This window comes from Bacillus sp. PPSBB_11, from assembly GCF_038023285.1.
Lineage (GTDB): Bacteria > Bacillota > Bacilli > Bacillales > Bacillaceae > Bacillus > Bacillus altitudinis.
Window position 1 is genome coordinate 2386927 of sequence record NZ_CP150633.1, and the last position, 21836, is coordinate 2408762.

At 39.9% G+C, this 21836-nt stretch carries 23 protein-coding genes; 10 read left to right on the forward strand and 13 right to left on the reverse strand.

Annotated elements, in window-relative coordinates; all coding sequences use genetic code 11:
• Positions 1-25: 25 nt before the first annotated feature.
• Complete coding sequence (locus V7L95_RS11660) at positions 26-1426, forward strand: amino acid permease (protein ID WP_025207016.1); 1401 nt, start codon at positions 26-28, stop codon at positions 1424-1426.
• Between the two features lie 44 nt (positions 1427-1470).
• Here V7L95_RS11660 and V7L95_RS11665 read toward each other — a convergent pair whose 3' ends face one another.
• From V7L95_RS11665 to V7L95_RS11675, 3 genes are read right to left on the reverse strand one after another with little or no spacing between them, the layout of a single operon-like run.
• Complete coding sequence (locus tag V7L95_RS11665) at positions 1471-1761, reverse strand: hypothetical protein (RefSeq protein ID WP_008348984.1); 291 nt, start codon at positions 1759-1761, stop codon at positions 1471-1473.
• On the reverse strand, positions 1749-2807 hold the full coding sequence (locus V7L95_RS11670) for an anti-sigma factor (RefSeq protein ID WP_024719964.1): 1059 nt from the start codon (positions 2805-2807) through the stop codon (positions 1749-1751). The genes V7L95_RS11665 and V7L95_RS11670 overlap by 13 nt, the downstream gene beginning before the upstream one ends.
• Positions 2800-3291, reverse strand: coding sequence for a sigma-70 family RNA polymerase sigma factor (locus tag V7L95_RS11675; RefSeq protein WP_008348979.1), 492 nt, complete (start codon positions 3289-3291; stop codon positions 2800-2802). Before V7L95_RS11675 ends, V7L95_RS11670 begins: the two co-directional genes overlap by 8 nt.
• Positions 3292-3677: 386 nt before the next feature.
• Between V7L95_RS11675 and V7L95_RS11680 the strand changes: the two genes are divergently transcribed.
• A complete protein-coding gene (locus tag V7L95_RS11680) occupies positions 3678-4280 on the forward strand; it encodes a 1-acyl-sn-glycerol-3-phosphate acyltransferase (protein ID WP_017360344.1) in 603 nt (200 codons plus the stop codon).
• Between the two features lie 40 nt (positions 4281-4320).
• Here the strand turns inward: V7L95_RS11680 and V7L95_RS11685 are convergent, their stop codons facing one another.
• Together V7L95_RS11685 and V7L95_RS11690 are read right to left on the reverse strand one after the other, a co-directional pair.
• Positions 4321-5652: a hemolysin family protein gene (locus V7L95_RS11685; protein WP_008348975.1), complete on the reverse strand. Its 1332-nt coding sequence runs from the start codon at positions 5650-5652 to the stop codon at positions 4321-4323.
• 58 nt (positions 5653-5710) lie between these two features.
• The gene (locus V7L95_RS11690; protein WP_008348973.1) at positions 5711-6151 is read right to left on the reverse strand and encodes a MerR family transcriptional regulator; all 441 of its coding nucleotides are present in this window, start codon (positions 6149-6151) and stop codon (positions 5711-5713) included.
• Positions 6152-6486: 335 nt separating this feature from the next.
• Here V7L95_RS11690 and V7L95_RS11695 point away from each other — a divergent pair, with 335 nt between their 5' ends.
• Entirely contained in the window at positions 6487-7869 is a 1383-nt protein-coding gene (locus tag V7L95_RS11695; RefSeq protein WP_017360343.1) for a hemolysin family protein, read from the forward strand.
• Positions 7870-7958: 89 nt separating this feature from the next.
• A complete protein-coding gene (locus V7L95_RS11700; protein ID WP_212047087.1) occupies positions 7959-8351 on the forward strand; it encodes a transcriptional regulator in 393 nt (130 codons plus the stop codon).
• Here V7L95_RS11700 and crcB (V7L95_RS11705) read toward each other — a convergent pair.
• The 3 genes from crcB (V7L95_RS11705) to V7L95_RS11715 are packed head-to-tail and all read right to left on the reverse strand — an operon-like array spanning position 8348 to position 9831.
• On the reverse strand, positions 8348-8713 hold the full coding sequence (crcB, locus tag V7L95_RS11705; RefSeq protein ID WP_340966471.1) for a fluoride efflux transporter CrcB: 366 nt from the start codon (positions 8711-8713) through the stop codon (positions 8348-8350). The genes V7L95_RS11700 and crcB (V7L95_RS11705) overlap by 4 nt on opposite strands.
• Entirely contained in the window at positions 8714-9115 is a 402-nt protein-coding gene (gene crcB / locus V7L95_RS11710; protein WP_060780926.1) for a fluoride efflux transporter CrcB, read from the reverse strand.
• Positions 9115-9831: a glycerophosphodiester phosphodiesterase family protein gene (locus V7L95_RS11715; RefSeq protein WP_138825463.1), complete on the reverse strand. Its 717-nt coding sequence runs from the start codon at positions 9829-9831 to the stop codon at positions 9115-9117. The genes crcB (V7L95_RS11710) and V7L95_RS11715 overlap by 1 nt, the downstream gene beginning before the upstream one ends.
• A gap of 305 nt (positions 9832-10136) precedes the next feature.
• On the opposite strand from V7L95_RS11715, the gene V7L95_RS11720 reads away from it, so the two are divergent.
• From V7L95_RS11720 to V7L95_RS11730, 3 genes are all read left to right on the forward strand, one after another.
• Positions 10137-10238: a YhdX family protein gene (locus V7L95_RS11720; RefSeq protein ID WP_017360338.1), complete on the forward strand. Its 102-nt coding sequence runs from the start codon at positions 10137-10139 to the stop codon at positions 10236-10238.
• A gap of 164 nt (positions 10239-10402) precedes the next feature.
• Positions 10403-11491: a mechanosensitive ion channel family protein gene (locus V7L95_RS11725; protein WP_017360337.1), complete on the forward strand. Its 1089-nt coding sequence runs from the start codon at positions 10403-10405 to the stop codon at positions 11489-11491.
• Positions 11492-11505: 14 nt separating this feature from the next.
• Positions 11506-12252: an NAD-dependent protein deacylase gene (locus V7L95_RS11730; RefSeq protein WP_017360336.1), complete on the forward strand. Its 747-nt coding sequence runs from the start codon at positions 11506-11508 to the stop codon at positions 12250-12252.
• A gap of 38 nt (positions 12253-12290) precedes the next feature.
• On the opposite strand, the gene V7L95_RS11735 is transcribed toward V7L95_RS11730, so the two are convergent.
• Positions 12291-13145 carry a polysaccharide deacetylase family protein gene (locus V7L95_RS11735; RefSeq protein ID WP_008348955.1) on the reverse strand — a complete coding sequence of 285 codons (855 nt, stop codon included), beginning with the start codon at positions 13143-13145 and terminating at the stop codon, positions 12291-12293.
• 295 nt (positions 13146-13440) lie between these two features.
• Here V7L95_RS11735 and dat point away from each other — a divergent pair, with 295 nt between their 5' ends.
• A complete protein-coding gene (gene dat, locus V7L95_RS11740) occupies positions 13441-14295 on the forward strand; it encodes a D-amino-acid transaminase (RefSeq protein WP_025207022.1) in 855 nt (284 codons plus the stop codon).
• A 47-nt stretch (positions 14296-14342) separates the two neighbouring features.
• On the opposite strand, the gene V7L95_RS11745 is transcribed toward dat, so the two are convergent.
• A complete protein-coding gene (locus V7L95_RS11745) occupies positions 14343-14849 on the reverse strand; it encodes a universal stress protein (protein WP_017360333.1) in 507 nt (168 codons plus the stop codon).
• Positions 14850-15407: 558 nt separating this feature from the next.
• Here V7L95_RS11745 and V7L95_RS11750 point away from each other — a divergent pair.
• Positions 15408-17165, forward strand: a complete 1758-nt coding sequence (locus tag V7L95_RS11750; RefSeq protein ID WP_340966478.1) for an ABC transporter transmembrane domain-containing protein — start codon at positions 15408-15410, stop codon at positions 17163-17165.
• A complete protein-coding gene (locus V7L95_RS11755) occupies positions 17162-19177 on the forward strand; it encodes an ABC transporter ATP-binding protein (RefSeq protein WP_017366929.1) in 2016 nt (671 codons plus the stop codon). The genes V7L95_RS11750 and V7L95_RS11755 overlap by 4 nt, the downstream gene beginning before the upstream one ends.
• 126 nt (positions 19178-19303) lie before the next feature.
• Here the strand turns inward: V7L95_RS11755 and V7L95_RS11760 are convergent, their stop codons facing one another.
• The 3 genes from V7L95_RS11760 to ugpC form a co-directional block, all read right to left on the reverse strand.
• Positions 19304-19921, reverse strand: coding sequence for an NAD(P)H-binding protein (locus V7L95_RS11760; RefSeq protein ID WP_008348943.1), 618 nt, complete (start codon positions 19919-19921; stop codon positions 19304-19306).
• Between the two features lie 284 nt (positions 19922-20205).
• Positions 20206-20409, reverse strand: a complete 204-nt coding sequence (locus tag V7L95_RS11765; RefSeq protein WP_008348940.1) for an alpha/beta-type small acid-soluble spore protein — start codon at positions 20407-20409, stop codon at positions 20206-20208.
• 226 nt (positions 20410-20635) lie between these two features.
• Positions 20636-21742, reverse strand: coding sequence for a sn-glycerol-3-phosphate ABC transporter ATP-binding protein UgpC (gene ugpC, locus V7L95_RS11770; protein WP_008348937.1), 1107 nt, complete (start codon positions 21740-21742; stop codon positions 20636-20638).
• Between the last annotated feature and the right edge of the window lie 94 nt (positions 21743-21836).

Consider the following 21836-nt stretch of genomic DNA (forward strand, 5'->3'; position numbering starts at 1 on the left):
GATACTAAGTTTTGGGAGTGATGGTATGAGCAATTCGTTGTTTAGAAAGAAGAGCATTTCAGAGCTAATTGCGGCAACACAAGGGGAAAAAGCGTTAAGAAAGGAATTAGGTTCATTTGACTTAACGATGCTTGGTATTGGTGCGATTATCGGTACAGGGATATTTGTTCTGACAGGTACAGGCGCCGTCACAGCAGGACCAGGACTTGTTTTATCATTTGTGATTGCAGGTCTTGCATGTTTATTTGCGGCATTGTCATATGCGGAATTCGCTTCCACAGTGCCAGTATCAGGATCTGTTTATACATTTACGTACGCATCTATGGGAGAATTTTTAGCGTTTATCATTGGCTGGGATTTGATATTAGAATATATGCTAGCCGCTAGTGCCGTTTCAGCAGGCTGGTCAGGCTACTTTGTGTCGTTTTTAAATGGGATAGGGATTCATATACCGGTTGAATTAACAGCAGCACCAGGTGGTTTAAAGGGTCAAGTGACATATTTTAATCTTCCTGCATTTATTATTTTAATGATCATCACCTTCTTGCTTTACTTCGGTATTAAAGAATCAAAACGAGTCAACAACATTATGGTCATTATGAAAATTGCGGTGATTCTGCTCTTTATTTTAGTCGCTGTGAAATATGTAAAACCTGAAAACTGGACACCATTCGTTCCTTTTGGAACTTCAGGCGTGTTAAGTGCAGCAGCTCTCGTATTCTTTGCATTTATCGGATTTGATGCAGTTGCTTCTGCGGCAGAGGAAACAAAAAATCCATCCCGCAACTTGCCAAGAGGAATCATCACTTCCTTATTGATTTGTACCATGTTGTATGTGGTAGTCAGTGCCATCATGACAGGCATTGTTCCATTTATGAACTTTGAGGGAGTATCCCATCCAGTGTCTCTTGTTTTACAAGTAGCCGGTCAAAATTGGGTGGCGGGTATTGTAGATGTTGGGGCGATTTTAGGGATGACCACGGTCATGCTTGTCATGCTGTACGGCCAAACACGTGTCATGTTTGCCATGTCTCGTGATGGCTTGGTACCAAAGGTTCTTTCAAAGGTTCATCCAAAACATAAAACACCTTATATCAATACTCTTTTCTTTGGAACATTGTCAGCATTAATGGGTGGATTCATTCCGCTTGATGAGCTGGCAAGTCTAGTGAACATCGGAACACTTTCAGCTTTCATTTTGATTTCAGTTGCTGTCATTGTCATGAGAAAAACACAGCCTGATTTGCCGAGAGCATTCAGATGCCCCGCAGTCCCGTTCATTCCAATCTTGGCTATTCTATCTTGCGGACTGCTCATTTATAAGCTTGGCACCATCACATTTGTTCGTTTCTTAATCTGGCTTGCCATTGGGCTTGTTGTCTATTTCTTATATTCAAGAAAGCACTCCGAATTAAACAAAAAATAAGAGTGTACAGAAAAAGCCAGTCAAGTATGACTGGCTTCTTAGTATTAAAAACCTAATTGAAGATCGACATCAATGGAGACGATCGCATAGACACAAACGATGACAAAAATATTCAGAACGACGCCTAGGAAACCTGGTCCAGTGCGGCCTTTTTTAATGAACAGTTCAATCACACCGAATGGAACTGCGGCCATTGCAAAAGGAAGCATTTGAAACGAATAAAATGTCACATTGCTAATAATGGCGAGGTTCAGCATGAGCAGCGATAAAATAGCGGTGCCGACCGAAATCCAGCCAAACACATTATGCTCTTTAAAAATTCTTACCAATTCCATAATTCCACCTCGCTCACTTTGGCCGTTTTAATGCGTTTTGTCTTCACAAATTTCTCTATTTCTTTAGAAGGACCTGTGACAACAGAACCGTAAACCGTGACACCATTTTGATTGATGTAGCGTATTCTGTTAGAGAGGTCAAGTTCAGGTCTGCCAGAGATCGTTTTTGCCCAGGATGGATGCTGGTTGACATAGGCGAGGGCATCTTTGAACTGATCAACCTCTGTTTTTGATGTGTGCTGAAGCTCTTTTAAAAATTCAGAGTCTTTCCCGGGAAAACCGATTGGACGCTGATTTCCACTTAATGAATCTTCTGTTTTTATCGCATTCCAAAGCACTTTCATATCATATTTTTTAGCAAATGAATACACGTCTTTCGGTGTGTATGCTTTGTCATAGGATACATACACTTCACTCACTGTTCCTTCAGGTAGCTTGTCTAGAGTAGTGAGTGTTTGTTTTTTAGATGTATCTGCCTGAGACGAAGGGTGCGTAAAGAAATCCTCCGTATTACGTGCGCTGTCGCCATAATAAGAGATCGTAGGCTGCTTTAATTTATCGAAAAACATTTCGATTTGTTCACTACCGATGGCTTCTGTTTTATTGCCAATTTGTTTTTGCAGCTTAAGTTCTGTGTTCATACCAAACAGTTTGACTTGCCCTTTTAAATCCTTCATATCAATGGCGACATTCGGTTTTGTTAGGGCGACTGTTACAGCGGCCGTTTCCATAAAATGATTGCCTTTACTGTCTGCTCCGCCAACGCCGTAGTATAGATAACTACCTAGTGTACAAAGCGGTAAAATAATCAGTGTAGATATAACAGCAAGCACAGAAATACGTAAATAGGATTTTCTTTTTCCGTATTGTAAAATGGCTTTTTGTTTTTCAGGACTGATGGAGAAGTCTGTCCAATCTGAGTCATTCAGTTCTTGGCTTAAGCGTTTTTCATTTTCTTCGAGCTCTTCTTCAAACGCCATCATTTCTTCCTCGTTCATCTCGCCATTATTATATTGTTCCCATCGCTTATTAAACTCTTCATTCATCATTAACACCTCTGTTATATAGTGCTTTTAGGCGCTGCCTTGCACGAAATAAAACACTTTTAAAATTTGCTTCAGTAATATTCATGACCTTGGATGCTTCTTTGTAATTCAGTTCTTTTAAATAATACAATGTCAACGCTTCCTTGTAGTTATCTGGAAGCTGCTCCAAATACATGTTGAGGACTTCTTTTATTTCAATCTGTTCAGCAGGACTTTGTACAGACGTTTGTAAAAGGCCGCCAATGAGATCATCCGATATGGTCACTTCTTTTTTATGTTTCCTGACATAATCAATAAAAGCATTTCGTGCCACCTGAAATAACCAAGGTTTCACTTTGCTATGGTCGTAGGAATGAATATGTATATAAGCACGCATAAAGGTTTCCTGCAATAAGTCCTCTGCCAAATGTTTGTCTTTTGTCATGGAGAGCAGAAACCTGTAAACATCGTTCATATACATTTGATAAATTTCATCGATCGTCACTGATTTTTCTCCCCTCTATGTTATACACGCATAAGAAAGGCATAAAGTTGCACGAAACTTCTCATAGGCCGTACATTACTCATCTCTTTCGCCGAATCAAAATCATTTCTCCTTATCATAGCGAAATTTGCATCATTTATAAAGTATTTTCAATAGAACAAATCAGGAAAAAAACTCAAAAAACGACAATTTTGGACACATTTCTTCCTCTATTCTCTCCTAAAAACACATACTTGAATACAGAAGGAGCGGTCATCTTAAGTGAAAAGATGATTTTAGTGAACCGTCTCTATTTTATCAGCAGGAGAAAATTTTTAGTACCAGGTAATAAAAAATTTGTTATAATAGAAACAAATCCTTCATTCTTCAAACAAAGGAAGTGCACTATGTATAAATTTTCAGGCTATACCGTCAAAGCATTTTTTGCTCTCCGAGGCGGAATCAAAGTATATCAAAAAGAAAATCTGCCAACAGACCGGGGGTTTGTCATTGCTTGTACGCATGAGGGTTTTGTGGATGTTCTTGCATTAGGCGCAGGAATTCTTCCGTTTGAGATCCACTACATGGCGAAAAAAGAATTGTTTGCAAATAAATGGATCGGCGGATTTTTAAAGAAGATTCATGCTTTTCCAGTTGATCGAGAGAATCCTGGGCCAAGCAGTATTAAAACGCCCATTAAATTATTAAAAGAGGGGAAAATCGTTGGGATTTTTCCAAGCGGAACACGTACAACAGAAGATGTTCCTTTAAAAAGAGGGGCCGTTACGATTGCGCAGCTCGGCAAATCACCAATTGTACCAGCAGCGTACAAAGGACCTTCTAATGCAAAAAGCCTTTTTAAGAAGGGGAAAATGCGCTTAATTATTGGTGAACCGATTGAGCTGTCTGAATTTGATCATCTGCCGCCAAAAGAAAGATTAGGTGCGATGACAGAAGTATTAAACACAAGAATCAAAGAACTTGAAGCTAAGTTAATCGAAAAGGGATAAAGAAAACGACCACTTGCTAAGGCAAGGGTCGTTTTTTTTCTTAAGAAGCGCCTTCTTCAGCTGCTTCTAATAGTTGTTCGTTTAGTTTTTTGACTTCGATGTATGCCACATGGTGTCCATCGACTTCATTAATGATAAATTCATAGCCTTGTTCACGAATCGCGTCATTTTTCTCGACTTCATATTTTTGTGTAAGGAACCAGCCGCCGATTGTGTCGACTTCTTCGTTATCAAGCTGAATACCTAGTAGCAGGTTGACTTGATCCACAAGAACCTTTCCATCAAAGATATAGTGGTCTTCTCCCAGTTTACGCACTTCGTTGATTTCATCAATATCGAATTCATCACGAATTTCACCGACGATTTCTTCAAGGATGTCTTCAACTGTCACAAGTCCTGCTGTACCGCCATATTCATCTGATAAAATGGCCATGTGTACACGCTCACGCTGCATTTTAAGCAGTAGATCATGAACAGGAACCGTTTCAATTACATGAATAATTGGGTTTACAAAATGTTCGATCGTATCACTTGTGGAACATTCACCACTAATACATGCAGTGAGTACTTCTTTAATATTCACAACACCGATGATGTTGTCTTTATCGCCATCTTCAATTGGATAACGTGTATATTTCTCGACCTTGGTCACTTTCAGCATTTCCTCAATCGTAATATCATGCGGGAAGCTGACAACTTCGGTACGAGGAATCATAATTTCTTTCGCCAGACGGTCATCAAATTCAAAAATTTTATTCACATATTTGAATTCAGACTGGTTAATCTCGCCGCTCTTATAGCTCTCAGATAAAATAATCCGCAATTCTTCTTCAGAGTGCGCCATGTCATGCTCAGATACTTGTTGAAGACCAAATGCTTTCGTTAATAAACGAGCAGATCCATTTAACACCCAAATGAACGGAAACATCACTTTATAAAATATCATAAGCGGTCTAGCAAATAGAAGGGACACTTGCTCAGCCTTTTGAATGGCGAGTGTTTTCGGTGCAAGCTCTCCAACCACGACGTGTAAAAACGTCATAATACTAAACGCAATAATAAAAGTGACAATAGAACTAGCTGATTGAGGAATGGACAGCTCTACAAATAGTGGAGCAAGCATGTGCGCAATTGTTTCTTCCCCTAACCAACCAATCCCAAGGGCGGTAATGGTGATACCAAGCTGACATGCCGATAAGTACTCATCAAGATGAGTGGTGACGTGCTTGACAGCAACTGCTGTTTTATTACCTTCTGCAATTAATTGATCAATTCTTGAGCTTCTTAAGCGAATGATCGCAAACTCCGATGCAACGAAAAACGCGGTTAAAGCTATAAGTAAAGCAACTATGAGTAAATTCACTATGTCCAATTAAGGCCTTCGTTCTGACTTTGAGAACGAAGGTAACACCTCCTGTTTAGTAAAAATTTTAACTTAACAGCAGTAAAAATGATTGGACAGCCGTCATTTTTTCAGGAGTAAGCTGCTCTTTTAGTTTTTCACGTTGTTCTGGCTGAAGCTGCTTACAACGTGCCAAAATGCGGTCCATATGCTCATTCATCCGATCGATATCTGAGGTTAAATGGACAAGTTCATCAGGATCTTCCTTTTGAGAAGGGAATTGTTCATCTAATCTGGATTTGATGTCAGAAAGAGCCAATCTCTGCTGTTTGCAAAGAACGATTAATTGTAATCGTTTTAAAGCATGTTCATCGTAATAACGATAATTAGAGCAAGATCTAACAGGCGCAAGCAACCCTAGATTCGTATAATAATCTACAGTTCGTTTCGTCACCTGTGCAATCTGTGCTAGTTCACCAATACGATACTTTTTCTCAGCCCCATCTGAACATCTCCTCCTAACCGTCACGTTATAGTTTATGAAAATAGTTTAATATAATTCGAGTCTGAAATACAAGATAATTGTTCAGATTTCCTGCCAATATGAAGAAACAAAGGGCATTTCCATCAATTTAGGTTGTCATCTTTAAAATACTGTAGCGATACAGGAATTTTCAGATTATTTATGGTAAGATAAAATGAATACCGTTTCATATATATGTAGAGAGACGGATTTTACGTGAACCGGAGGTGGTTAAGTGGGGCCCTCAAAGTAGTCTTATTTAATCAGTTAACCGTTTTGCAAAAGATAACATCATCAATCAGGAGGTGACTCCTTGTTCTTCTAAGAAAGAGCAAGGTTAAATGGACGATATTGTTAATCTGAGTATAGTCGGAGTTTTGATTGCTTTAACAGCTTTCTTTGTTGCATCTGAATTTGCCATTGTAAAGGTGAGAAGTTCAAGAATTAATCAGCTTGTTGCCGAAGGGTCCAAAAAGGCTATCATGGCGAAAAAGGTGACATCAAGGCTAGATGAATATTTGTCAGCCTGCCAGCTCGGTATTACAGTGACATCCCTTGGTTTAGGGTGGATCGGTAAACCGGCAGTAAAAGAACTTTTGGTTCGAGGTTTTGGTTTGACAAACATTCCTGATTCAGCAATCAGCCTGATCTCAGCAACACTTGCGTTCTCTATTATTACCTTTTTGCATGTAGTTGTTGGCGAGCTTGCACCAAAAACACTTGCCATACAAAAGGCAGAAAAAATGACGCTTTGGCTGTCAGGACCGCTGCATGCATTTTATATCCTTATGTACCCTTTTATTTATGTGTTGAACGGGTCAGCCCGTGTACTAACGAAAATGATGGGCATCGATATGGGGTCTGAAAAAGAACATTCCCATTCCGAAGAGGAATTAAAGATTTTATTATCTGAAAGCTTAAAAAATGGGGAAATCAACTCATCAGAGTATAATTATATGAACAAGATATTCGATTTTGATAATCGAATCGCAAGAGAAATTATGATACCGCGAAGAGAAATTTGTGCGATTCCAGAAGATATGCCGTTAGACGAAATACTTGCGATCATGACAAAGGAAAAGTACACACGCTTCCCAGTGTTTTCAGGGGATAAAGACCATGTCATTGGCATGCTCAACAAAAAGCAGCTCTTTGCAGATATTGTGTATCAAGGAGAAAAAGATCAACTGAAGCTTCAAGATTATATTTATCCAGTGATTGAAGTGATTGACACGATTCCAATTCAAGAGCTTCTCGTCAAAATGCAGCGCGATCGAATGCATATGGCGATTTTAACGGATGAATATGGCGGGACATCTGGACTTGTCACAACGGAGGATATCTTAGAAGAGATTGTTGGAGACATTCGAGATGAATTCGATGAAGATGAGCAGCCGGTCATTCAAAAGAGAGCGGAGCATCATTATATATTAGATGGAAAAGTGAGATTAGAGGAAGTTCAAGATTTGATCGAAATGTCATATCATGATGAAGAAATTGATACGATAGGCGGGCTAATCTTAAATGAGAACATTGATATCCGAGAAGGACAATCCATTTATCTTGATGATATTCGGATGAAGGTCTTGGAGATGGATGGACGCTATGTGAAAAAGATCGACCTGAAAAAAGGCGTCACATCATCAGAAAAAGAAAATACACGAACAGGGCTTGATATAAAAGAGCCACTGTTAGTAAATGAAATGACCTTGAGCGAAAAATAAGCTCAAGGTTTTTTTAGGTATTTAGTCTCTTTTTTAAGAATGTATGTTCGTATATAATAAGAACAAACGTTCGTAAAAGGAGGATGGACATGCTCTGGTATGAAACAGCAAGTATCACGGAGAAAAAAACCTCAATGAAACGTATTGAGTTTCATTTAAAAAATTTCAAGAACTATCAAGCGGCCATTTTAAATATTGAAAGACAGCTTGAAAAGCGAAGTTCTCTCCAACATCATCATATGGCACGTCAAAAATTAGAAGAGCAGAAAAGTCAGTATGAACTGATTGTTGCTTGTATTGAAACGGCTTTAAAAGAATTGGATGAAATAGAGCAGAAGCTCATTGATTATAAGTATTTTCGAGATTGGCGCATGGCAAAATGTGCAATCGAAATCGGCTATAGTGAGAAGACACTATTTTTAATGAAGCGCCAGCTGATGGATCAACTGCTCATCAGCCTAGCTGCCATCACAGATATTTAAAACAGAAGTTGTCCTATTTGATAAAACACCGCAAAAATGCATAAAGAGCCGATAATTGTCACAAGTAAATAGGCAGCAAGCTTTCCTATTTGACGCTGCATCAGCATCGTCGCAGATTCTACACTAAACGTAGAGAATGTGGTAAAGCCGCCAAAAAAACCGGTTCCTATGATCACTAGCAGTGGAGGATTGGACGTTACAGCGCCTGTGAGAAAACCTAAACCGGCTGCACCTAATAAATTAATGCAAATAATACTGTACGGGAAAAGGGCATGGGATGGAGTTTTCTGGATTGTTTGGCTGATGAAGAAACGACATGCACTGCCGATCCCTCCAGCTACAGCTGTATAAAAAACAATCATTTATCTGCTTCCTTTCTGCTGCTTATTTTGATGAAAGAGCCGTTCAGCAAGGATCAGGCCAGCTAAAGCAGCGGCTACTCCAGCAATGACTGAGAGCAGGATGTACATCATACTTAAATTGAACTGCCCTGCCTGTAACAGAAGAACTGTCTCTTTAGAAAAGGTGGACATGGTCGTAAACCCGCCGCAAAACCCTGTTCCAATCAAAGCTGCAAGATCTTTTTTTGCTTTCTGAAATAGAAAGTATCCTGTCGCAAAACCAAGAAGCAGGCTGCCAGAAATGTTTTCAATCATCGTTGCATAGGGGAATGTCTGGCTGATGACAGTTTGGCTTAGTTCATATCTGCAAAGTGTACCAATCAATCCACCGATAAAAACGGCGAAATAAGTTTTCATCTGCATCATTTCTCCTTTTGAAAAAATAGCGGGTTATCCGTTACCACACCATCAATTGGGTATTTTTTGATTCGATCCGCTGTTTTTTGATCTTTTACAGTCCATATAAACACATCCATCCCGAATGTGTGGATGCGGTCTATCCACCATCTATTGATCATCGTTTTCTTCATATTAAGACAATTTGCAAACGAGCTGTATGTCGTTAACTTTCGTTTCGTTAGTTTAAATGCATCAGGCTTTATAATCAAAGCTGTGCGAAGAGAAGGGGCGAATGCTTTGATTCTTTGCAGTGCATGAACATCAAAAGATTGAATGATGATATGACGAGAATAGGAAAACCGATTGATGATGCGGGCAACGGCCTTTTCGATTCCTATCTGCCGTTTTGGGTGTTTGATCTCGATCAATATCCCAATCCGCTGACTGTATCTTTCAAGAATTTCTTGTAATGTTGGAATTCGTTCATTCGTATACTGTTGGTCAAACCAGCTTCCTGCGTCCAGTTTTTTCAACTGATCAAGTGTATAGCTTTTGACTAATCCGTTTCCGTTCGTCGTTCGATCAACGGTATCATCATGGATGACGACGACGTGCTGATCCATTGTCATTTGTACGTCTAATTCAATATAATCTGCTCCTTGCTCGACAGCTACATCAAACGCAGCGATTGTATTTTCTGGGGCGGCGCTTGATGACCCTCTATGTGCGATAATATACACTTGCTCCAGCTCCCTGACATAAGTTCTGGTCTTATCATATCAAATGCTTTGGTGGTTTTCCTTCTTTACTATATGGAGAAGAAGAGCGCCGTATTATCATGGAACCTCATGTACCGAAAAAGCTTGATGTATCATTTTGAAAAGTTACAGGAATAGAGCAAGCTTTGATTGAGTAAACCTGAATTACATCAATTTTTCTTCGATCAATTTTGTCCAAATCGTCAGCGTTCGTCAAAATATTAGTGCTTTCGTCATGTTGACTGAAAATTCTGATGTTTTATAATGATGAAAAGGAGGCGAGATGATTGGGTAAAGGGAGAATTAGAGTGGAAGAACGTATTAAGGCCGAAACGGATGCTGAAATGTTTAAAGCGACTCTCCTTGATCAGGCTCAGAAGAAAAAGTAGTTTGCTGCCCGTCGATATGTCTCAAGCCAAAATTTCATAATTGAACATCATGCCTCGGGATAGGTCCCGAGGCTTTTTATATAGAGGTCAAACATTTAAGAGAGGACATAAACGAAGGTTATATTATAAACTAGAGAGGATTGTTTTAAAGGAGAGAGACAGAGATGTTTACACAAAAATGGATGGATACATATTTTACAGTCGATATTGCGATCCAGATAGGCATTAGCCTTTGTATTTTATTGCTTTTTTTATTACTTCGAAAAGTATTTACGAAATACTTGTTTCACCTGCTCTTTAAGCTGACAAACCGGTCTAAAACCGAAGTCATTAATCAAATTGTCGTAGCGTTTGAAAAACCTGCGAGACTGTTTTTTGTGGCACTAGGTTTATATTTTGCGTTAAGACAAGCCCCATACTTTGAGCACCATATGGATGTCATTGTCAAATTGTATAGATCCTCTATTATTTTGATGCTGACGTGGGGACTTTGTAATCTAACCGCAGCTTCTTCCTTCTTATTTCAAAAAGTGAATTCAAAATTTGAATTAGAGATGGATGATATTTTAGCGCCATTTTTATCAAAGGTTCTTCGTTTTATTATTATTGCACTGAGTATTAGCGTCATTGCACAAGAGTTTAATTATGATGTGAACGGACTTGTGGCAGGGCTTGGTCTAGGTGGTCTTGCTTTTGCGCTCGCTGCGCAGGATACAGTGGCGAACTTTTTTGGAGGAATTGTGATTATTACAGAGAAGCCTTTTACAATGGGCGATTTTGTAGAGACTCCAAGTGTACTTGGGACTGTAGAGGACATTACCTTCCGAAGCACAAAATTTAGAACACCTGCTGAAGCGGTGGTGACCGTGCCAAATTCGACCCTTTCAAAGGAGCCGATCACAAATTGGACGAGAATGAATAAACGTCAAATTACGTTCTCTGTTCGCGTATCTTACAATACACCGAAAGAAAACATTGATAAGTGCATCAAACGTCTGAAACAAATGCTTTATGAGCATGATGGGGTTCATAAGGAAACGATAATGGTGAATTTCGATGTGCTGGCAGACAGCTATTTAAACTTATTCTTTAACTTTTATACAAACACAACGGCTTGGTCTGAAAACCTGGATATTAAGCAGGATATTAACTATCGCATTATTGATATTTTCCATGAAGAAGGGGTAGAATTTGCTTTCCCTGGACAGACCATTTATATGAAACAAAAAGGTGAGAAACAGCTCGGTGAATAAAGGAGGAATGGTGGTTGGATCAAACAAAAGTGGCAGCGCTAAGAGAGAGATTATCAAAGGCCTCACATATTACGGTCCTTTCAGGTGCTGGGATGAGCACAGAATCGGGAATTCCCGATTTTAGATCAACAGGTGGACTATGGACAGAAGATACCTCTCGCATGGAGGCAATGAGCCGGTCCTACTTTTTATCACATCCTCATCAATTTTGGCCGAAATTCAAAGAATTGTTTCAAATGAAGATGAGTGGAGAGTACGAGCCAAACGCTGGACATGCTTTTTTAGCCAATTTAGAAAAGCAAGGAAAACGCGTGGATATTTTCACGCAAAATATCGATGGTCTGCATAAAAAAGCGGGAAGCCAGCATGTGTATGAACTGCATGGTTCCATTCAAACAGCTACATGTCCATCATGCGGGTCAACATACGAACTGCCTTATTTATTACAAGAAGAGGTGCCGGTTTGTGAGCGGATTTCATCAGACGGCCGCACATGTGGACGAGTACTTAAAACAGATGTTGTCCTTTTTGGAGACATGGTGAAGCACTTTGATCAAGTGGAGAAATCGCTCCAGCAAACGGACATGCTGCTCGTCATGGGAACTTCCTTAGAAGTGGCACCAGCCCGATATATTCCAGAAGATGCTGCTCATCATCCTTCCATCTTTAAGGTCATGATGAATTTAAGTGAAACGGAATTCGATCCGCTGTTTGATCTTGTCTTTCACGAACGAATTGGCGAGCTTGTGAATGCTTTATAAATCATAAAAAACCCGCATCCAACAGGTGCGGGTTTTCTTTATTGCTGTAGTGGCTTCATTGTTTCATCAAGGACTTCAAACGTGTAGCCCTTCGCCTTTAATTGTGTGATCAGACTGTTTAAGTATTTTGCGGTAGCTGGTTGATCATGCATTAAGATGATTTTTGGCTCTTTCGGGTACTTGGTTTCAAGCACTTGCAGCTGATTTAATACTTCTGGTACATATTTTGAGCTTTTATATTTCCAGTCAAGACTGTCAATGGTCCAGTCCCAGTATACAAAGCCTTTTTGTTTTAAACGTGTTTTTTGCTGGTCTGTTAAGTTTGGAGAACTGCCATAAGGTGTTCTCACAAGATGTGTATATTCACCAGTAACAGAAGCCAATATACGTTGATCTTCTTTCATCTCATTTACAGGAGAATCACTTTTTTGATAAAAGCGTTTCACATCATGCGTGATGCCATGAAGTCCTAATTGATGACCTTCTTGATGAAGTCTTTTCACAGCTGTTGGGTGTTCTTTGATTTGCGGCCCGAGCATAAAGAATGTGGCCTTCACTTGCTGTGATTTTAGCACATCTAACAGCTGATTTGATGTAGCAGAAGGGCCATCATCAAAGGTCAAAAAGATCGTTTGATCCGTTACATGTTTGTTTGGATTGATCTTAAAATGTGCATCTAATGTTTTTGGCGAATCATCTTTTGCTTTCAGACTTGTACTTGTGTCTCGAAATGGACTGCTCGCAGACACTTCATTCGGTTGATCTGCTGCCTGCATATTGGTTTTAGATATATCCCAAATGAAAAAAAGGATCAATGTCAGAATGACTAGACCAATTGCCTTTGAGAGCAGCATCGTGTTTGAAGGTGTCTGTTTTTTCGTAACCCGTTGCATTACAATCGCTCCAATAAATCAGTAGTTTGTGTCGAATCATGTAGTGGATTCTGTCTTTTTTCGCTGTTTTTTGTCGTGCTCATATGGAGTAAGTATACAGGAAAAAAGAGCCTATGAATATAGAAGATGCTAAAAAATTGGAATCTTTTTGGTTATGAATCTATATTTGTTACAATAGAAGGTTATCCAGTCAAATGGATATGAAATAATTCTGAATAATCATTGAAACGTTTACATTTATCCGCTAAGATAGCATCAGATTCAACCATTAAGCAAAGCGAAGGGGAGATTCCATATGAAAGTATTGTACAATGGGGATTTTATTGAAAAAAAAGATGCACATGTTGATATTGAAGACAGAGGCTATCAATTTGGCGACGGAGTCTATGAGGTCATCCGCGTATATAATGGGACTTTGTTTACATTAAAAGAGCATACTGAGCGTCTATTCAAGAGTGCAAAGGAAATCGGCATTCATCTGCAAGGTACAGTATCCGATATGGAAGAGAATTTGAAGAAGCTAGTCGCAGATAATCAAGTGATTGATGGCGGCGTGTATATTCAAGTCACGCGAGGCGTCGCACCTCGTAAACATCAATATGGTGTACTTACCCCTCAGATTACGGCATATACATTTCAAGTGAAAAAGCCTATTCAAGAGCAGACAGCTGGTGTGAAAGCTCTATTGTCTGAAGATCTTCGCTGGTTAAGGTGTGATATTAAAAGCTTAAACCTTTTATATAACGTCATGGAAAAGCAGAAAGCGTCTGAAGCTGGTGCGTTTGAAGCGATTTTAATAAGAGACGGCTTTGTGACAGAGGGGACGTCCTCGAATGTATATGCCGTCATTGACGGTGTCATTCGTACACACCCAGCAAATCACCTGATTTTAAACGGCATTACACGTAGAAAGCTGCTAGAGGTTTGTCAGGAAGAAGGATGTCGTGTGGAAGAAACCCGCATGAGTAAAGACGAACTTTTGCATGCACAGGAAATTTTCATCAGTTCAACGACAGCTGAAGTGATTCCAATTGTAGAGATAGATGGTCAGCCAGTTGGGGAAGGTGTTCCAGGAGAGATCACGAAGCGTGTACAGGAAGGGTTCCAGAAAAAAATTAAGCATGAAAGCGAAGCATCTATTTCTTCGTAAAAAGAAAAAGGCTGTAAACCAATGTTTACAGCCTTTTGTGATGACATTTATTTCACGATCAGTACAGGTATATCTGATTTGGACGATAACTTTTCACTCACACTGCCAAAGAGCATTTTTTTCAATCTGCTTTGGTCACGTGCTCCCATGACGATGAGGTCTGCTGAAATCTTTTCAGCGTATTCGATAATCGCTTCTGCAGGCTCCCCTTCAACAATTTCAATCGCAGCTTCAAACTGCTCTTCATTTAACAGCATTCTTGCTTCTGCAACGACCTCTTCTGTATGATCTTCAAAAATCAAGGGACTTTGCTGTTCATCATGAGGTACATACACAGGGGGTGTTTGAAGGTCTGCCATGCCGCCTCCGATATAAGCGCCGCCAGTCATTGGGCGAGGTGCATCAAACACCTGTCTGCTGGATTTCCCATCATGAGCGTAGGCAACGGTCAGCTTGGCATTCAACGTTTTGGCTAAAGCGATTGCCTTCTTTAATGCTTTCTTACTGTCTTCATGTCCATCAAACGCAACGACCATCCGATCAGCTTGAAACAATGTCCTCATTCCTTTCAAAAGGAGTCTATACGTTCATGGTATACCCGTTATGAGAAAAAGATACACATGAAAAGATTGTGTTTTTGTTAGAAAATTTCATTTATTGAAAAATATTTATTGACAAAATGGTGACAGCCACTATAAGATAAAAAAAGATTCAAGAGCCAAAAGGAGGAAATGTCATGTGCAACATCATTGGAAGAATGAAATCAAACTGCATGAATGGGTTGATTCACGTGACAATTACACCTTCATTGGTCATTGAAAAGGGACTCGTATGTTCCAATTGATCGGATGAATCAAGGCGTATGTTGCGTATTTGTCAACATGCGCCTTTTTATCATGTATAAAAGAGGCGTACCAGTCAGCTGGTTGCCTCTTTTTTTGTTGTATACATTTCGTATCTCGAAATAATGGAATGCATCAACAACTAAATGAAGAGGAGTGAAAGCATGTGAACATGCCAAAGGCAATACAAATGACAAAAGTTCAAAAAACGAAACAAGGTGACAATCAGGAAAATATAGAAAGCGGCTAGCTTTAAAAGGAGAGACAAACATGTTTTCAGTATTTGTGAAATTAGGCTGGTTCTTTAAACAAGAGTGGAGGCGCTATACAATCGCCATTACGCTGCTGCTCATTGTGAATGTGCTTGAAATGCTGCCACCGAGGTATCTAGGTCAAGCAGTTGATGACATTCGGTCTGGTCAATTTACAACATCCAGTATCTTATTTTACGTAACCATTTTTTGCTTACTTGGTGTCAGTGTCTATGCGCTCACCTACTTTTGGATGTATCAGTTATTTGGCGGCGCGAATGTCATGGAGCGTGTGATGCGCGGAAAATTAATGCGCCACTTACTTAAGATGACACCCACCTTTTATGAAAAGAAAAAAACCGGAAATTTAATGGCGTTAGGTACAAATGATTTGAATGCTGTGGCTTTAACAACAGGCTTTGGCGTTTTAACATTAGTCGATTCCACTGCTTACATGCTGATGATCTTTTTTACGATGGGACTGACGATCAGCTGGAAATTAACTTTAATGGCCATTATTCCGATGCCACTGATGGCGATTTTGATAGCGTTTTATGGCAGTAAAATTCATGAACGCTTTACAGTCGCTCAAGATGCATTTGGTGATATGAATGATCGTGTATTAGAATCAGTTGCCGGCGTTCGGGTGATTCGGTCTTTTGTACAGGAAAAACAAGATGTGAATCGCTTTCGAGAAATGACAGATGATGTTTTTCAAAAAAATATGAGAGTAGCGATCATTGATTCATTGTTTGAGCCGACGGTGAAATTGCTTGTGGGGATCAGTTATTTAATCGGTATCGGTTACGGCGCATATCTTGTGTTCCAAAGTGATTTAACCATTGGTGAGCTTGTCGCATTTAACGTCTATCTGGGGATGATGATCTGGCCAATGTTTGCCATTGGTGAATTGATTAATATCATGCAAAGAGGAAATGCCTCATTAGACCGGTTGAATCATACACTCAGTTATCAACCGGATGTAACTGACGCAGCCAAGCCAAAAAGATTACAAGAGCCTGGCGATATTCAATTTGAACATGTGACATTTAGATATCCAACTTCCTCTAAAGATAATCTAACGGATGTCTCCTTTACTGTACGAAAAGGGCAAACGATTGGTATTACAGGAAAAACGGGAAGTGGAAAAACAACGATTGTCAAACAGCTTCTTCGTCAGTATCCGACAGGTGATGGGAAGATCTTGCTTTCAGGTGTTCCAATTGAGGACATTGAATTGGATCAACTGTTCCAATGGATTGGCTATGTTCCGCAAGATCGTGTCCTTTTCTCAAAAAGTGTAGAAGAGAATATGCGTTTCGGTCATAGAGACGCGAGAGAAGCTGAATTAGCACAAGCGATTAAAGATGCTTACTTTGAAAAGGATTTGCGCCTTTTACCAGAAGGCTTGGAAACCATGGTTGGAGAAAAGGGAGTGGCGCTGTCAGGAGGACAGAAGCAGCGGATTTCCATTGCACGTGCTTTATTAATTGATCCAGACATTTTGATTTTGGATGACTCGTTATCTGCAGTTGATGCAAAAACAGAAACGGCTATTTTAGAGAATTTAAGACAAAATCGTCATGGAAAAACGACATTTATTACAACCCACCGTCTATCAGCTGTAGAGCATGCGGATCTCATTCTTGTCATGGAAGAAGGACGTATTGTTCAAAAGGGAACCCATCAAGCGCTTATTCAGCAAGATGGATGGTATAAAGAGCAATTTCTGCGTCAGCAGCTGACAAATCAGCTGGAAGGAGGGGATGAGGCATGACAACAGGGAGAAGACTTCTTGCCTATGCACTCCTGTATAAAAAAGTATTGTCTGTTGCTTTGATCTTTCTGATCATTGCAGTTGGTGCTGAGTTGACAGGACCTTTCATTGGGAAAAAAATGATTGATGATCATATTTTAGGTGTAGAAAAACCGTATGTTGAGGTAGATGAAAAAACAGATAAAACGGTTTATTACCAGGGAAATAACTATATAAGAAGTGACCGGCTACAGAATCAAAATGAAGCTGGAAAGCAAATCAATGTCGTGCAAGTCGGATTTGGGTACTATTTTGTGAATGAACCGATTCGATTTGACGGGAGCCGGACAATAGAAGGGGATCAGCTCACCATTGAAAATGGGAGCGAGCGTGAGACGTATCAGGTACAGCGTTTATCCAAAGAGGAAATCTTCGCTTTTTATCAGCCGGAAATCAGTGGTTTGGTGCAGCTTGTTCTATTTTATTTTGGGATGCTCGTCATTGCGATTTTCTTTCAATATGGGCAGCACTATTTACTCCAGCGTATTGCAAATCGCATTATTCAAAAAATGCGAGTGGACGTATTTGAACATATCCAAACGCTTCCGATTCGGTATTTTGATAATTTACCGGCTGGAAAGGTTGTCGCGCGGATTACGAATGACACAGAAACCATTCGTGATTTATATGTAACAGTACTCGCTAATTTCGTCACAAGTGCCATTTACATGGTTGGAATTTATATCGCCATGTTCTTATTAAATGTGAAGCTGGCGCTCATTTGTTTAGTGGCTGTTCCGATTATTTTCCTATGGTCGATGACTTACCGAAAGTTTGCGTCGGTTTACAATCATCGCATTCGATCCATCATCAGTGAAATTAATGCCAAGCTAAATGAAGCTATTCAAGGAATGACGATTATTCAAGCATTTCGACATGAACAAGCAACGAAAGAAGAATTTGATGAGCTGAATAACAATCACTTTCGATATCAGCGAAAGATGCTTCATTTAAATTCACTGCTTTCACATAACCTGGTGAATCTGCTTCGGAACTTAGCATATGTCGCACTCATTTGGTATTTTGGCGGCGCGTCCTTAAGTGCGACGGGCATTGTGTCGATTGGGGTGCTCTATGCATTTGTCGATTATTTAAATCGTTTGTTCCAGCCGATTACAGGCATTGTGAATCAATTTTCTAGATTAGAATTAGCAAGGGTTTCATCTGAACGGGTCTTTCGATTATTAGATGAGCCAGGTACTGAAGTGGAAGAACCAGTTCAGAAGAAACTAGAGGGACACGTTCAATTTCAGGATGTTACCTTCGCGTATAATGAAGGGAAAAATGTATTAAAGAACATCACCTTTGAGGCGAAAAAAGGTCAGACGGTGGCACTTGTTGGACATACCGGTTCTGGGAAAAGTTCGATCATGAATTTGCTGCTGCGTTTTTATGATATTCAGCATGGGGACATCCTCATTGATGGAGAAAGCATCTATGATCAGTCGCGCCAAACGCTGCGTAAGCAAATGGGCATTGTACTACAAGATCCTTATTTGTTCTCTGGAACGATTGCGTCCAATGTCAGTTTAGGAAATGAAGACATTAAAAGAGAAACGATTGAAACATCGTTAAAGCAAGTGGGCGCAGCAGAACTGTTAAAGCATTTGCCTGAAGGTTTTGATGAACCAGTTGTTGAAAAGGGGAGTACTCTTTCCTCTGGGGAACGTCAATTGATTTCATTTGCCCGTGCACTGGCATACGATCCAGCAATCTTAATTCTAGATGAAGCGACGGCTAACATCGATACAGAAACAGAAGCCATCATTCAGCGGGCACTGGATGTCGTCAAAGAAGGACGAACCACTTTTGTCATTGCACACCGATTATCTACTATTAAGAAAGCTGACATGATTTTGGTGTTAGAAAAGGGTGAAATTGTCGAACGCGGCAGCCACGAAGAGCTCATGGAGCAAAGCGGACTGTATGCGCAAATGTACGAATTACAAAAGGGAGCTGTGACGAGCAGCTGATAGGATGAGTAGAAAAAGCCTCTTTCAATTTGAAAGAGGCTTTTTTCATGGCAATGAAAAAAGTCGAGGCTTCATGAAATGATCTCGACTTTTACTGGTTGTATATCATTTACACGAACTAAATGGTCAATAAGCGATACCGACGCGTTGATGCACAAATTCTTTTGAGTTTAACTGCTGATACAAAAAGTGTGCGGTATCTTCAACTGAGATTTTCTGTCCATCTATAGGGAGAAAATTCTTTTCATAGCGATATGACCGTGTCACTTCTCCATCTGGTAAATAGGTTGGACAAATGATTGTCCAATCTAGTTCAGTTGATTGAAGAATTTCAAATGCTTTGGCATGTTCTTTAGCAGCTCGGGAAGTGGTTCGCCTTGATTCATTTGTTTCAAAGCGGTAAAGCTCAGGCTGCTGCCTTGCTTTCAAAATCCCTGCTGTACCAATCGTTATAATTCTTGATGTTCCTGTTTGCTTCATGGCTTGTACGATATGCTCCATTGAAACAGATAAAGTATCATCACCATCTGTTGATAGACAGCTCACGACAATATCTGATCCTTTAATTGTTTCAAGAACATCCTCTTGATTTCTGGAATTGCCGGTGACTTGAAACATACCCGCAAGCATTTCTTCCCGGTTTGTCCGAATTAACGAGCGAACCATGTAACGATCATCTTCTTTTACGAAACGAAGAAATGCTTGTCCTACACGTCCATGAGCACCGAAAAGAGCTATTTTCATCTGATCGATCCCTCCACTACATACTATAAGTGAAAAGAACTTAAAATGGTACAGTTTTATGTCATGCTTTTTTTATAAAGATGAAAGGACCGAATACTATGAGCATATTCACATAATAGAGAGAGACCGACAAATTGTAGAAGTTCAAAATTCATACCTGAAATAATGTCCATGAAGATCCGCTCCTTTCTAATACATCATATGAATTCAAAAGGAATCGGTGAGGGATAAAACCAAAAAAAGAAGACACCATAAGAGGTGCCTTCTATGATCCAGATATGAAATTAAGCTTTTGTTCCGCCAAGGTTTTGCTGAGCGTAAGATACAAGACGTTTCGTGATTTCTCCACCAACTGAACCGTTAGCACGAGCTGTTGTTTCTGCTCCAAGGTTTACACCAAACTCAGAAGCGATTTCGTATTTCATTTGATCGATTGCTTGCGCTGCTCCAGGAACTAGTAATTGATTTGAACTATTAGAATTTGCCATGATGTGAATCTCCTTTTTATATATGATTTTTTTGGTTGGGTTTGCTGGAGTCGCACCAGCGAAATGACCAAGTCATTTGCCACTTGGCGAAACCCAATGCGGTAACTGCTTTGTACTAAATATTATGGTTCGCTACGAAAAAAACATACGGAAAAAGAACATGGTAAATGTTGTTTTCATATACAAAAAACCACCACCCAATGGTGATGGTTTGTGGAACGTCTTCTTATTCAGCTGAGCGGATACGCAACTCAGTCTCTGTATCAAAGAAGTGCGCTTTATTCATATCAATGGCAAGAGGGATCGTCTGACCTGCCTGAATATCTGTGCGAGAATCAACACGTGCAATAAACGTTTGACCAGCGAGAGAAGAATAAAGCATCGTTTCGGCTCCCATTAATTCAGCCACTTCTACGTTTGCTTCAATTTTTGTTCCTTCAGAAGCCTCTATAAACACAGGCTCATCATGGAAATCTTCTGGTCTTATGCCTAGAATCACATCTTTTCCGATATAGCCCTGACTGCGTAATACTTTCATTTTTCCTTCTGGTACACGAATGTGCGTATTCCCAATGGCAATGGCTCCGTCAGACAGTTTTCCTGTAAAAAAGTTCATCGCTGGAGAGCCAATAAATCCTCCTACAAAGACATTCTCTGGGTTTTCATACACATCCTTTGGTGCGCCAACCTGCTGAATAAAGCCATCTTTCATGACAACAAGCCGAGTAGCCATTGTCATGGCTTCTGTTTGATCGTGTGTGACATAGATGAATGTCGTCTGCAGCCGCTGATGAAGTTTAGAAATTTCGGCACGCATCTGAACTCGAAGTTTAGCATCTAAATTAGAGAGAGGTTCATCCAAAAGAAAGACTTTTGCATCGCGCACAATGGCCCTTCCAAGTGCAACACGCTGTCTTTGACCTCCAGACAATGCCTTAGGTTTTCGATCTAAGTATTGTTCAAGCCCTAATATTTTTGCAGCGTTTCGTACCCGCTCATCAATTTCTGTTTTAGGAAATTTTCGAAGCTTTAATCCAAAAGCCATATTATCGTACACATTCATATGAGGGTATAAGGCATAGTTTTGGAAAACCATCGCAATATCCCGATCTTTTGGTGCCACATCATTCATTCGCTTGCCGTCTAATAGAAAATCCCCTTGTGAAATTTCTTCAAGGCCTGCAATCATGCGGAGGGTTGTTGATTTTCCGCACCCAGATGGACCAACAAACACAATAAATTCTTTATCCTCAATATGTAGATTAAAGTTATCTACTGCTGTTACTTTGTTATCGTACACTTTATAAATTTGATTCAGCATCATTTCAGCCATAGGTGGTAGCCTCCCAGTCCTTTTTTTGAAAGCGCTTTACTTATAAATGAAGTGTATAAAAAGGAAGGGTGTCTGTAAATGGACAACGTGCACA